Source organism: Stieleria sp. JC731 (genome assembly GCF_020966635.1).
GTDB lineage: Bacteria > Planctomycetota > Planctomycetia > Pirellulales > Pirellulaceae > Stieleria.
Window position 1 is genome coordinate 1,030,089 of record NZ_JAJKFQ010000001.1, and the last position, 13,809, is coordinate 1,043,897.

General features: G+C 53.5%; 11 protein-coding genes. 5 read left to right on the plus strand and 6 right to left on the minus strand.

What is annotated here, in order from left to right; all coding sequences use genetic code 11:
- Positions 1-27: 27 nt before the first annotated feature.
- The 4 genes from LOC67_RS03395 to LOC67_RS03410 all read left to right on the plus strand — a co-directional run bounded on the left by LOC67_RS03395 (position 28) and on the right by LOC67_RS03410 (position 4,025).
- Entirely contained in the window at positions 28-1,050 is a 1,023-nt protein-coding gene (locus LOC67_RS03395) for a YheT family hydrolase (protein WP_230261104.1), read from the plus strand.
- A gap of 166 nt (positions 1,051-1,216) precedes the next feature.
- Complete coding sequence (locus LOC67_RS03400) at positions 1,217-1,645, plus strand: hypothetical protein (RefSeq protein WP_230261105.1); 429 nt, start codon at positions 1,217-1,219, stop codon at positions 1,643-1,645.
- Between the two features lie 192 nt (positions 1,646-1,837).
- The gene (locus LOC67_RS03405) at positions 1,838-2,941 is read left to right on the plus strand and encodes a hypothetical protein (protein WP_230261106.1); all 1,104 of its coding nucleotides are present in this window, start codon (positions 1,838-1,840) and stop codon (positions 2,939-2,941) included.
- A gap of 64 nt (positions 2,942-3,005) precedes the next feature.
- Positions 3,006-4,025, plus strand: coding sequence for a hypothetical protein (locus tag LOC67_RS03410; RefSeq protein ID WP_230261107.1), 1,020 nt, complete (start codon positions 3,006-3,008; stop codon positions 4,023-4,025).
- Between the two features lie 21 nt (positions 4,026-4,046).
- On the opposite strand, the gene LOC67_RS03415 is transcribed toward LOC67_RS03410, so the two are convergent.
- From LOC67_RS03415 to LOC67_RS03430, 4 genes are all read right to left on the minus strand, one after another.
- Entirely contained in the window at positions 4,047-6,233 is a 2,187-nt protein-coding gene (locus LOC67_RS03415; RefSeq protein WP_230261108.1) for a suppressor of fused domain protein, read from the minus strand.
- A 386-nt stretch (positions 6,234-6,619) separates the two neighbouring features.
- Entirely contained in the window at positions 6,620-7,558 is a 939-nt protein-coding gene (locus LOC67_RS03420) for an ABC transporter ATP-binding protein (RefSeq protein ID WP_230261109.1), read from the minus strand.
- Positions 7,559-7,568: 10 nt separating this feature from the next.
- The gene (locus LOC67_RS03425; protein WP_230261110.1) at positions 7,569-9,872 is read right to left on the minus strand and encodes a hypothetical protein; all 2,304 of its coding nucleotides are present in this window, start codon (positions 9,870-9,872) and stop codon (positions 7,569-7,571) included.
- Positions 9,869-10,186, minus strand: a complete 318-nt coding sequence (locus LOC67_RS03430) for a MazG nucleotide pyrophosphohydrolase domain-containing protein (protein ID WP_230261111.1) — start codon at positions 10,184-10,186, stop codon at positions 9,869-9,871. The genes LOC67_RS03425 and LOC67_RS03430 overlap by 4 nt, the downstream gene beginning before the upstream one ends.
- Positions 10,187-10,630: 444 nt before the next feature.
- Between LOC67_RS03430 and LOC67_RS03435 the strand changes: the two genes are divergently transcribed.
- On the plus strand, positions 10,631-11,818 hold the full coding sequence (locus LOC67_RS03435; protein WP_230261112.1) for a sulfotransferase family protein: 1,188 nt from the start codon (positions 10,631-10,633) through the stop codon (positions 11,816-11,818).
- Position 11,819: 1 nt separating this feature from the next.
- Here the strand turns inward: LOC67_RS03435 and LOC67_RS03440 are convergent, their stop codons facing one another.
- Entirely contained in the window at positions 11,820-13,037 is a 1,218-nt protein-coding gene (locus LOC67_RS03440) for a DUF1566 domain-containing protein (protein WP_230261113.1), read from the minus strand.
- A 279-nt stretch (positions 13,038-13,316) separates the two neighbouring features.
- On the minus strand, positions 13,317-13,649 hold the full coding sequence (locus LOC67_RS03445) for a four-helix bundle copper-binding protein (RefSeq protein WP_230261114.1): 333 nt from the start codon (positions 13,647-13,649) through the stop codon (positions 13,317-13,319).
- Positions 13,650-13,809 lie beyond the last annotated feature (160 nt).

The following is a 13,809-nucleotide window of genomic DNA, read 5'->3' on the forward strand; positions in this document are numbered from 1 at the left end:
ATTTGTTTTGTAGTGCGGAGTGATTTCATGGCGACTTTTATTCCTCCGCCATATCAGCCCAGTCGGCTTTACCGTGGCGGGATGCTGCAGACGCTGGCTTCGCTACGTCGGCCCGTCGTCCGTGCTCCTGAGTCGCAACAACATATTGTGCAACTTCCTGACGGGGACAGCATTGTGCTGCATCAGTCGGGACAGTGCGATGGGAGGGTGATACTGCTTTTTCATGGTTTGAGCGGTTGCCATCAGTCGCCCTATATGGTCCGCCTCGCAAGTCGATTTTACCAAGCCGGTTGGACGGTGTATCGGGTCGATGCCCGCGGGTGCGGTGCTGCGAGAGAAATGGCGGTGGGGATCAGTCATGCCGGACGTAGCGAAGACGTGTGGGCTGCATTCGATTTCGTTGGCCGTCAACATCGCCATGCGAGGATCAGCGCCGCCGGCGTTTCGTTGGGAGGCAATCAGCTATTGCGAATGATGGGACGGCTCGGTGAAGGCATCGAGGGAGCGGCAGACTGGTCCGATCGGGTCGGCCGTATCGCGGCGATTTGCCCACCGATCGATTTGGCTCGCTGCTGTGAGAATATGCAGCGTCGGTCTCGCCGGTTTTACAACCGCTACTTCATTCGAGCATTGCTGAAAGGTTTGCCGCGACGTGTCCGCGAACGAGAGCAGTTCCAAAAGGCGATCGGTCAGGGGATCCCGCGGACACTTTTTGAGCTGGACGACCGTTTGACGGCACCGCTGAGCGGGTATTCCGGGGCGGCTGATTACTACCAGCAGTGCGGAGCGATTCGCGTCGTTGATTCCAATCGCTGGCCAACGCTGGTGCTTGCTGCCGAAGATGATCCGATCGTTCCGGCAACTTGCTTTGATGCGGTGAACTGGCACCAACGGACACAATTTATCTTGACGCCAACGGGGGGGCACGCTGGCTTCATCGATCGCGATGGAAAGTGTTGGATGGACGAGGTGGTGTTCCAGTGGATCGATCGCGGTGCGCAATCAACAGCCGCTTCACTGGATACCGCTCCATCAATGACTGCCTCGTAGGTAAGCGATCGAGCCTACATTCATCTGAAAAGCGCCTTCGCTGTAACTATTTCCCTTCGCTGTGACTTTTTCACGCCAAAACGACTCGGTCCTGGCTTCGAATCGATCAAAGCTGTGCGGAGTTGATGAAATCACTTTGATATTTTACGGCTTACTGGTGTAAGCTGTGATTCGTTTGCATTCAGGTTGCAGACTGGCAGGTTACAACTGGGGCTGCAGTTTGGGCGACGTTGAGGGCGGTGTGATGAGCGGTGAATATCACGGCTGGGACGAAGAAGGTGACCACTGGCGTTTTGCGGATGTGAAAGGTCGCCCTAAGAATGAATTCGTTTTTCTGATCGAAGACTTTGGTGGTGAAACGACCGCCCGACAAGCGCTTTCTGCAATCATGTCCGCGATGGCACAATTTCAAGAACGTGTCCAAGTCGTCCAGACGGATTGCAACACACGTCTAATCCAGAAATTACGCGAGGCATCGCTGGTTCGAGTGGCCGAAATAACCGATGGCGGAAGCAAGCAGTGGGGGATTTTGGGCGCGACTGCTAAGCCACCGACGCCCAAAAAACGGTTTAAATGGAAGTTCTGGGCCTCCTGATCTGTCGGCGACTCGCGGACGCGATGTGTGAGAACCTGTCGGCGGAATAGGGTTCTTCGGACTAAACGGCGGAGTCGGCAAAGTTTGCCGCACGGGTTTTTCGGTAAAATAATGCGACCATGTCGGCGCCGAAATTCATCTGTTTCCTGTCCGCGATGTTGAGCCAATCTGGTGTCCCAACCGAGCAAGCGAATGACCATTCGAACGCCTATTGCCGGGGCCGTTTTGATTGCCGCATTGACCTTCGGGTTGACCGCTTGGGATGCTCAACGGAATCAGATTCGGCTAGAGGCTCCTAGCGGCGAGGTTTCTTCGGTCGACGAAGCCCGGATCGCCGAATCATCGCGGCGGTTGGCACGAGCAAAGTTCTATGACCTGCAAGTCATCCCGCTGCTTTCTGGTATCGAAGACGAGAACCGTGCAGCGGCCGAGCGATGTCTCGAGCGCGTGAAGTCAACTTTGGATCGATACCACGATGGCGTCGATGGTTTTGTTAAAGACATGACCAGTATCCGGACGCGTTTTGGCATCATCAAGCGGATGCCTGCGGGATGGTGGAAGGACGATGGTCGTGTCGAGTTGTACGTTCAGCAGAAATTCGAACAGCATCTGTTTTCAGCTGAGAAGCTGGTCGAGGATGTCTCCGGCAGCTTGGTTCAATTTCGAAGCGACATTGTTGCCAATCAAAACGCATTGCTGACCAAAGTCCAGGCATCACTTAGTACATCGGACTTACCAGAAACCGACTTCGGACTCGACGACGCAGTCTTTACCGACTTGTCGGGACCATTAAGCCAGTATGCAACGAGCCAGGGCAGTGCCAGCGTTGAGTTGATGATTGGTGCATTCGTGGTCGGCGAAGTTGGCGCCTTTGCGGCGCAGTCGGTTGTTGGTGGATTGTTGGCTCGGTTTGCACCGTCAATCGCGATCGGGTCGGCCGCAGGGGCTAGCGCGACCGTTGGTGCCAGTGCGAGCGGAGCCGGGGGCGGATCTTTAGGCGGTCCCGTAGGCACCGCGGTTGGTTTCGGTGTTGGGCTGGCTGTCGGTTTGATTATCGACTGGTGGATGACCGAAAAATTCGAAGCCAAGTTGGCAACACAGATGCATTCCTATCTCGATGAACTGGAAGCAACTTTGGTGGCTGGCAGTCCAGCCCAAGACAGTCCAGCCAGGAACAGCCAATCGAGTCAAGGGCTTGCGAGTGCGCTGCCAAAGGTCTGTGCTCAATTGAATACTGCCTATCGCGACCGCTTTTTTGAAGCCATTGTTTTGACCAACCCAATTCAGGGAGATTGATCGCATGCGTTTGGGAATGCAAAGCCACGCAAAAATCTTTTGCGTTAAACGGATTGGTTTAGCAATGGGCATCGCGATTTCGTGTTCGCTGGTTTCGATACCATCGACTGCCAACGCGTCTACGTTCGGAAGCACTTGGGGTGTGACGCCGGGATTGCTTAGCGGAGCCGCCGTTGCACGTGCCGTGATGAAATATTTCGGCAAGGAAGGAGCCGAGGAGGCGACCGAGTTTTTGGCCCGTAGTGGTGGCCGGGAACTCGCCGAGCGTGTCGGTTCAACCGCGCTTCGCGAAGGTGGCGAAGAGGCTACTGAGCAGGTCGCACAATTGGTTGCCAAGCATGGCCCGGATGCCTTGAAAGCTCTCGATAACTCACCTCAGCTGACTCCATTGCTTTCAGCGCTCCGCGAATTGCCGGAGTCACAAGTGAAGGCTGCGCTGACTCGGTTGTCGGCTGGTGCAGCAGGGAAAGAACTGGCCGAAACCGTTGTTAAAGGTGGAGCACGTGCTCTGAAAAGTGAAATCAGACATCCCGGTGTCGGTGGAATGCTGACTCGAACATTGGGAGACGACGGTGCGAAACTCGCGACCGACCTTAGTACCGATCAGGCGATCGCGGTCGCCCGGCATGCCGATGCCATCGCTTCGTTGCCAGCAGCACAGCGTGCCGGTGTGATGCGTTTGTTGCACAACGATGCCGAGCGGATGGTCAAGTTCTTTGGTCGCTTTGCTGCAAACAACCCTGGCAAGACGCTGTTTACAGCGGCGACAACCACGATCGTTCTAGCCGAATCGGATCGGATTCTTGGTGGCGATGAAATTGTGTTTGACGCCGATGGAAACCCAATTGTCGTTTCAAAGGCAGGTTTGATCGGACGAACCGTCGAATCGGGTGGCAAAGCGTTAGGTCATGTTTCGGCTAACTATCTGCAGCCCTTGTTTTACGCGTCGATCGCTTTCGTCTTTTCGTTCGCGGCGCTGTTTATCTTCGCCAAGCTTTACCAATCACATCAACGAGAGAAGTTGATCGCCGGAGGCGGTCACGGGGCTGGCGATGTTGTCGATGGGAAAAAGGTCGACAAGTAATGTCCGCCGTTCGGATCGGCACTAGGATTTGCGTCGGAACCAACTTTTGCGTTTGACGTAGCAATCACGCATCAAATCGAAATAAACCGCGTGGTTGTTCTTTTCCAAAAGCGGAAGGAACTTGTGAATCCCCTCGGTGTCGATCAGTTTGCGTTCCGCTTCAGTGATCGTGACCAACCAGAACAACTGGATCGGGTTTCCAAGGATCTCTTTTGCAGGAATCGGTTTGGAATCAGAATCGACCGTTGGCAGCAGATATACAGCGTCTCGCTGGTCGCTACCCGACATCACGTCTCGCAAGTGATCCAGCCGTGCGGTGTTGCCAATCGCTAAACCTTGTCCCTGTTGGTAGGGGAGCTTTGCTGCGGCACGGAGAATGGTAATCGCGGTTTCATCGATATGAGTTGCGTAGAACACAAGCTCGGCACGAACGGTGCTTTGGCGGTTAGGCATCGTGATCGGGTAGTCGCTCATGCCACTGGTGACGAGCGTGTTGTAGTCACGCGATTCATGCGGGCCATGTACCGAAACATCCACTCGCATTTCGGTATCAGGATCAACATCGTACCGAATGCAGGGACCGAAGCGTTGTTGCAATGCGTCTTTGCGAAACGAGATCACACTTTCATGTGATGTTGATGTTGCCGGCTCCGATGATTGATTTGTGCGGTCAAGTTCTGAGTCTGCGAACGTTCCACTATCGCCCAACTCAAACGCTTCATCACGAAGGTCCGTTTCCAGCGACGAACCGAGGATGTCGTCAAGGTACGGGGGTGTTTGAATTTCTTCAGCGTCCGACCCACCATGCGACAGATCCAAAGATGATTCATCGTCATAGTGAATGAAATCTGAGTCGTCGTCCTGTTCGATTTCGGATTCCGAGAAAACATCATCCCAGCTAGTTGCTTCAGTCGAGGTCGGCACGGTTTGCGACGGAGTGATTTCGGTGGGGCTGGTGGAGACACTTACCGATTTCGGAACGAAAGGTTTTGCGGCTGTTGCCACCTTCGATGATCGACGAGCAGAGGGTATCGGAGCCGATGGGATCCGAGCCAGGGGATACTCAGGTGATTCCAGCGTCGGCAAGTTGTTGATGGTTTCGCCGCTGTCCTGTTCTGTGAGATTCAATTCACGTTGTAGCAGTTCGTTTTCGCGCCGGATCAGTTCGGCTTCGCGTTTGGAAAGTGAATCTTGGCGAGCAGCAAAATCTGCAAGTAGCTTCTTCTTTTCCTGCAGCAAGTCTTCGCCGGAGGGTTGTCGATCGCCTTCTTCAATCGTTTGCGTTTCTAGAGCTTGTTGTGATTTGATCGCTTCGCTCTGAAGCCGCTGTAGTTCCGCGTTTGATGATTCAAGTGCGAGCTGCAGTTCGGCGACAAGTTGGTCTCGTTCGAGCAATTGGTTTTGAGCTTCGCTTGCTTCGGCGATGGCCTTCTCTGCAGCCTCGCGTGCTTCGTCTGCAGTCGCACTGGCCTTGTCTGCAGCTGCAATGGCTTCGTCAGCAGTCGCACGGGCTTCGTCAGAGTTTTCCCGTTCGGTCGTTACCGACTGTTCGCGGAGATTCAATTCTTCTTCGCGTTGAACCAGTTCTTGCTCAAAAGTTTGATTCGCTTGTGATTGTTCTTCGAGAGCGGCAGTCTGTTCTGCTAGCTCGGATTGGTGTTTCAGAATCTGTTGTTCGCGATCGTCAAGTTCGCGTTCTTTCTCGGCAAGCTCTTGGGACTGTTGATCGAACTTTGCACGCAGTGCGTCCATTTCGGCTAGATCAGCTTCGAATTGTTCTCTGCTCGCCGCCTGTTCCTGAACGGCTTCGTCCAGTTGATTGCGAAGCGTTTCGTTTTCGGTGTTCTTTTCGGCGAGTTGCTGTTCGGCTTTTTGGAGCTTGGCTGTTACTTCAGCGAGATTCTGATCTTTCTCACCCAGTCGAGCGTTAAGGTTGGCGACTTGCTTTTCAAGTTCCGACGTGCTGACTGTTGATGCGGTTTTTTGCTCCGCAGAAGAGAGCGGCTTGGTGGACTTCACCTCTGGAACTTTTTCCGCAGGGAAGTCCAGGCCAGCAATCGTTATCGCGGCGACCCATTGGTCATCGCCGATACCGATACCCGCGTTCGGGCGAATCGCACCGGCGTCAACATAACGCTGAAGGTGTTCGATGGAGTACGGACCACGCTGTCCATTCTTGGTCTTGATGTACCACTGTGTTGACATCATCCGTCCGGAAAAAATGATCGTGTTGCCTCTATAGAGACGTCCCGCAAGTTAACGCGAAATACGGCGACCAAAGTCGTGCGAGAATCGACAAAATTAAACGGACAATGGCCATTCAGAAAGAATGGAGAATTGGCGATGTCGATTGCTTACCGCTAAACCCCGCTTCGTTTACCCGCAGACGCACACCTGGCTGATGTCAGGATAGAACGGTGGCGAGTGTGACAGGACGGTTCAGAGTTGCCGCAGTCTAGATAGGCTATCAAATCTCCAATCATTGGTCATTTGACAGTCGATTTAAGACAGCCGCGGGTCGCTGGGCAGAATTGTTGGCAAAATCAAAGTCAACCCGCCGCCTAGCCGTCGCGACTGCTATAGGCATCAGGACCCTACATTCGTGTGCTAGTGCCTTTGGTCAAGGCCATGAAGGCTGATTCGAGGTCCAATTCCTCTTCTGTGAACCCTCGAAGCGGGATGTCATTTTCGATCAGCAGCTTGGGAAGGTCACTGTAGTCATCGATATCTGGCCGAAGAACCACTCGGACGCTCGCATCACCCGGTTCACAGTCCTGCACTTTTTCATGCCCTTGTAGACAGTCGATGATGTTTTGCATCTGGTCTGGGCGATGAGGGGTGACGACCAATACTGTGTGTTCACGAACCATGCGAATCACCTCGGTAACCTCAGCGTTTTGCTTCAGCTCACCACGGTCGATGATGCCTACCTTGTTACATACGTCGGCAAGTTCGGGAAGGATGTGACTGCTGACGATAATGGTCTTGCCCATTTCGCCAAGTTTTCGCAGCAGGTTTCGCATCTCGATCCGGGCTCGCGGGTCAAGACCGCTCAAAGGTTCATCGAGTAACAAAACCTGAGGATCGTGAAGCAGTGTTCTGGCCAGACCCAAACGTTGTGTTTGTCCGCGTGAAAGTGTGTTGGCAAAGGCGTCTCGCTTGAAATCGAGGTCGACGATTTCAAGCATCTCGTCGACGCGTTCTTTGCGTTGTTGTCCGTTGATGCGATAGGCGGCGGCAAAGAATTCAAGGTATTCGACAACGGTCATGTCGTCGTAGACGCCAAAGAAGTCGGGCATGTAGCCGACCAGCCGACGGATTTCTTTGGGCGCGGTGTGGACCGAATAGTCGCACACGTAGGCTTCGCCGTGGGTCGGTTCAAGAAGTGTCGCGATGATTCGCATCGTGGTCGTTTTACCGGCACCGTTGGGGCCGATGAAACCGAACAGATCACCGGCTTGTAAATCCAAGTCGATGCTTTTGATTGCGAACGCGTCGCCGTACTTCTTCGTTAAATCGACAGTCTTGATCACGATTTCAAACTCAGGGGCTCAGCAACGTCGACCGAACAGGTAAAACGACGCGCACCATTGATAAAACGTTTTCGGAAGTGACCTTACGCAGCTCAGAATCTTGATCCGAGGTTCGGTCGATGACGCCCAGTTGGACCAGGGGCTGCTCGGAACGACCGATCAGCATGCAACGATCTTCTGACAGGACGTCTGTTAGATCCAGTTCGCCTAAAATGTCATGTCGCAGTCCCGTGTAAAGCTTTCCGCCGGCAGCTTCGTGGAACATCAACATGTCCGTGACTCGGCCGAGGTCACCAAAGTCTCCTGGGGACCAAGGTGCCGATTCGGCAGAGCTGTCATCGGAGGAAACCTTGCGAGTCAGTCGCCAGCGAAAGTTTCGTTGACGCAGATTTTCGATGGAAGGAATCGTCGCTCCGGCAGGAACTCGCGTCGGTAACAGGTAAGCTGTGTTCCGATAGATCAACATGCCATCGAGAACGTCAACCGGTAGCGGGTTGGTGAAATCGCCCCGCAGCAAGTCGCTGCCGGGACGACGAATCACCGTTGTCGCTTTCTCGGAATCGGCATCGAAGTATTTCTTCGTCGCAATTGATTTGCTACTTCGGGGAGCGATTGTCAGGTTCAGGATCTGTGATTTCGATCCTGCAAATTCGTCGCCTTGGTTTCCATCGGTCTGATCCGCGGTGATTTCGTAGGGCAGCAAATTGTCATTTTCACCAGCCAGTTGAATTCCACCAAACACCTTGCCGGGATAGCCGAAAGGAAAACTGATCGACTGATTGTTGTCGGTGTCTTTGGTGACCATCTTCGCGAGGTCTTCGGACGCTTCGATAACCAAGTCTGCTTTGATCGGGTCATGGGCATACAGCGAGGACCACAAAAACGATCGCCCGACACCATCAACCAAGTCCAAGTCGGTGATCTGAATCTGGTTGGTGCGGACTAAGTCCATCGACGATTCGGGGGCTTGGATGTCCGGATCCAATTGCGGACGCGCTTGCAAGACAAGAACAATCGACAAGACGACCGCGAATAGTGGAAAGGTGATCCAGCCTAGCAAGGGCTTGCCCAGAACACGGTTGATCAACAGGTAGTCCAGAGGCCCGATCGCGGCGATCAGGATCAAAACGATCAGCGAAACTAGCGAAAAACCGAATTGCTTTTTAATTGCAAATTGGTCCAGGACGCCTCGCATCTGACCGGACAAATCGTTGAATGTTGTTGATCCGTCGGCAGCTGCGTTACGGTCATTTTCTTCTTCCAGCAATTCGCCAACTGCTTGAATCACAAGTTCGGTGCGTTCTGGCCACTCGGCAAACAGCGGTTCTTCCAAGTCGGCTGCAATGACAGATGCTTTGCCAAGTCCGACGATGTATTCAGCGATCAGAACGGCGGAAACACGGCGAGTGGTGCGGCCAAGCAAAATAGTTTTGCCGGTCCGGCGTGGCAATTTAATCCCACGGAAAACGTCTAGCGGGGTTTGGCTACGTGTGTAAGTCTCGAACGCTGCCGGGTCATAGCGATACAGTTCGGCGTCTTCTAGTGGAAGCAGGTCGATTAACCACGGTGCCAGTTCGGCGACTTGTTCGGTGGAATCGCCAAGTGTCAGTAGAATGCGACCGCCGCTTCGGATCCATCGGGTTAGCGCGGTCGCCTGAAGTTGATCCATTTGGCCGATGACATCGATACCAGCGCCGTTGATCATCACCAAGTCAACGCCGTCATAGCCGAGTTGTTGTCGAGGCAGGACCGCAGCGGAAGCAACTTTCGAAACGGCGATTCTGGCTAACTTGTCAGTCAGAACGTTCGACGTGCCGAGTGAGTCGATACCTAGAGGGTCACCGATGGCGACAACCCAAGGCATGTTAGGCGGAATCAAGGACGGGCCGAGCGCGGGGTTTCCGGCTTCAGGGAGGCGTGATTTCGCAACCGTCTGTAGTTGCCCATCGACAGACGAGCGGACTTCAACGGGGGCGGCTTCCGAACCGGCAACGATCAGACCCAATTCGATCGAGCCCAATTCGTGATTTTGTTGATCACCAGGTTTGATGTCGGAGGCGTGATAGCGAACTCGGACGCCGTCGCCATCAAGTGTTTCTAGAACAATGTTCTCTGCCGCTTTGACATCGGGATCGGTCAAGCGAACGGTCGTCATATGACCGAGTCGGTAGTGACCGTTGATTCCGAATTGGAGCCCATCACCGAGAAGCGGAGTCGCGCTGCCCGATTGGCCAAAGGCAGGCGAGGCAATGAATCCGACAACGAGCAAAAGTGCTGAAGCGAGCAGTTGGTAGGCGAGCGGTCGAAGCGTCATGGTTTCTCCGAATCAGGACACTCACAAACCAATTTGGAGCAACCCGGACAGCCGCTGCCGTATTTAGCGACCAAGGCTTCGTTCAAATCGATGTTTGCAACGTTAGCGATTGTGGCAAGCCAAGCGATGACGTCAGCAAATTCCTCGGCCAAATTTTGGCGGTCGGTTCCTCGCAGGGCCGATGACAGTTCACCGACCTCTTCCATCAACCACATGAACGTGCCTTCTACCCCACGGGCGACGTCTTTCTCGTAGTACATCTGGTGGATGTGTCGCTGCAAGTCGGCGATCGATAACTCGTTGGGTTTATTCATGGTTTTTCAGCAGGCGAAATCGGTCGCAATGTTTTAGATCGCAATCCAAAAAACGGGAGGCCTGCCGCGAGTGAATTTATTGACGGAGAGAGGATTTCTTCGAATCAAAACAATCCAGCGGCAAGTCGGATCCCGCGGGGGACGGATTGGGCTGATTGTAGGGGCCGACGTCTGGATTCGCGATTGGGCTTCGATGAATCCCGTTTGCTGCAAATTTGGAGCGCATTGGGCCGACGGAGGCGGATTCAGGTGGAAACGCTATCGCAATAGACGTATTGCCTGTTAGATTGGTCGGGAGATTTCAAATAGGCATTCGTACAGCGCGCGATCAGATTTGGTTCACTTCGAGAACGCCGATCCGTCTGGAAATGTTGAAGAATTCATTTTTGGCATCGTCTCTGTGCGTTGACCAGTCGATTCGCTCTTCCTATCCCACGTCATTCGTTGACCGAAACAGCGCCTCAGCCGAAGTCGTCTAGCGACAAGATTCGTCCAGCGGATTTCCATCGGTATCCGTTCTACGCGCCTCGTTTTTGGCATGGGATGCGACCGTTGACATGGCTGGGCCTGTTGCGTGAGGGTGGTTTCCAGGTCCATCCGAGTCGCTGGGGCCATGTGATTGGCGTTTCTTCGGCGGTCCCATTTAATACCGTGATGGCGCGGATCCAGCAGGTCTTTTGTGGACGGCGGCTCGCCGCTGCGGAGCTTCACGGTCCACCGGTCTTCATCATCGGCCATTGGCGGAGCGGGACGACGTTGCTGCATGAGCTAATGGTGCTCGACGAACGCTATAGCAGCCCGTCCACATTCCAGTGCTTTGCCCCCCACCATTTCCTGATTTCCGAGTGGGCGTTTCAGAAATTCTTCCGTTGGTTGCTGCCGGGCAAACGTCCGATGGACAACATGGCGACCGGTTGGGATCGTCCTCAGGAAGACGAATTCGCGTTGATGAACCTCGGCTTGCCGTCTCCCTACCGGCACATCGCATTTCCTCGCCAAGAAGCTCGCGACCTGGATTACCTTGATTTCAAGGATGTTCCGCGACCTGAAATCGATCGATGGTTGAATGGCTTGCGACAATTTTTGTTAACGGTCAGTAGCGTGACCGGGCGACCCTTGGTGATCAAAAGTCCGACACATACCGGCCGCATTGCTGAATTGGCAAAAGCGTTTCCTGATGCCAGATTCATTCATGTCACGCGCGACCCTCGTTCGTTGTTTCCTTCGACGTGCCGCTTGTGGCATAGCTTGGCTGACATCCAAGGTTTGCAAGTGCCACGCCCCTATAAACCTGATGAAGACGGCGGGGCTATTACTCCTGAAAAGGAATATGTGATCGAGTGCTTCAGCCGGATGTATGGGGCCTATCTACGTGATCGGGAATCGATCGATCCAAGCCGAATTGTGGAACTGCGATACGAAGATTTGATCGCCGATCCGGTCGAATCATTGAGTTCGATCTATCAACGATTGCGGCTTAGCGACTTTGACTCCGTTCGACCAACGATCCAGCAATGGGCTGCTAGCGAGCACCGTGCCTACAAGGTCAATCGCCATCGATTGAGCTCTCAAGAGGAAGAGTTGATTCGTGATCGATGGAAAGATTACTTTGAAGCATACGGCTACGAGTGATCTAATCAGCCGCGTTTATTGACCGGCCTCGTTGACCGGACCGGTTCATCGGGTCGTGAACACAACGAACAAAGGCTCGATTCGAGCTAGCGATGCAGTTGTTGGCCCCGCCTTCGTCGTACCATTGGTAGAGCACCGCGTAGTCGGCACCGATTTGATGCGATGTCCAATAATCATGCGAGGGTTGTGATATCGTCGGCGTGTAACCGGAATGTCTGAACGGAAGTTCGGTCGCGGGGAAGATCGTTGCCAGTTCACCTGCTGTTGGTACACGCCAGTCCTGAAGCCGTTGGAGCACAAGTTGATCAGCGTAGCGTTGAGCTTCAAAAAAGTTGTGTTTGCCTGATTGACTCCCGTCGGTTTGCCAAAGTAGTCCTGTCTCTCGATCTTCTACGTAGAAGCCGTGATCGACAAAGCGATTTGCCTGGATCAGTCCGGCGTCTGTTTTGAGCTTCATTGCATGCTTCGTGACCTTGCCTTGGATTCGATAGTGAGGACTTCGTTGCCCGAACTTCAAAAATGCCTCGATGACAGAGGGATCTGATGGATTGAGTTGCAAGATATTTTCGGCAACTCTCGTTTGAAGATCCAGCGGTGCGTTGTAAGCAGTGCTTAGATACAACGGCAACAATTGAATCTCGGCGGCAGGCACACCGCTTGCCGGAGTCATTTTTAGTATGGCATCGAGATGCTGTTGGTTGTGTTGACCGCCAAGTGACGCCACACTCGCCGGCGAAGAGAATGCAGCGGCAGGCGGCATTGAAGTACGATTCGTAGTCGCTGGGCTATTTGGCAGCGAGCTCGATGGTCGGGTCGGAAGTCCAAACGATGGTTTCGGTTCGAGTGATGCTGACTTTCGAATCCGCTGTTGATCGTCAGGCGATAGCTTTGCAATTTCGTCTCGACTCAACATCGGAAATAGCTGTGGCATCCTGATTCCGAACTCAGGATGGTTGCGGCGTTTGACGACGATAGGACTGGCTTCGAATGCCTGGCGTGGGTGTCGCAGTAGATAGTCGATCGCGCGCCGGATCTCGATCGGTTTGGTACTCAGAAGGCCCGTTTCTATTTCGCTCGGTAGTGCCTCAGCAGGTTCATCCGCATGCACCAGCGGCGGATGCTGAACTGCTGTGTAAATGGCGACCGTTGCGAACAGTTGCAGTACAAGACAGAGCCGTTTCGTTCGGTTGTAGTCAGGCGACTGTAGACGTGAAAACATCGATCGATCCTTCAAAAATAAAAAAAACTCGCGGCAACTATCTTACCGCGAGTCTTGTAGTCATGTCGAAGTATCGGGCAGATCGCGAACTCGATCTCTAGGTTGTTACCAGGGCGTCGCGATAGCGTGCGATTGCGATTGATCTTCGACGCTGCAAGCCTAATGAATTACCGCTGGAAATTACGATCAAGTGCTTGGTTTTCGATGCTTTGGTGTCTTCGAGGTTGAAGCCTTGAATCGCTAACGCAAGTTCGTCAGCAACTTGCTTGGGTGGCTAGCCTAATGTGCCATTGCCGAGCAGGTTTCGTGGCAGTCACGGCAGCATTTCACACACTCGTCCATCCCACCGATCTTTTCACAGCTGTCTGCACATGCGGCGCAAATCTCCGCACAAGCTGCGCAATAGTGCGAATGGAATTCACTATTGCGGCTCATGAAGCTGACGCATGCTTCACAGGCAGCGATGCAGTCGAGCATTAGCTTCACGTGCTCTTTACTAACGTGATCCCCGCCTTCGCTTAGGCAAGTGGAAGTGAACATGTCACCCATCGTTGTCAAACAGCGATGGCAGTTTTCGATGCATTCTGATTTAAGGTCTACTGAAGTGCTCATTTTGACTCCTTTTATCGGTTGTCGAGTTACTGTTGACGTGTCGTTTTGGTCCTTCACAGTCGGTCCAAAAGGGTTTTCAAATCGAATAAAGTTAGTCGCACTTCCGATGCCAATTCGAATGTCGCGTCTTTGCATCGACCGCTAAAGCAAGAGACGCGAT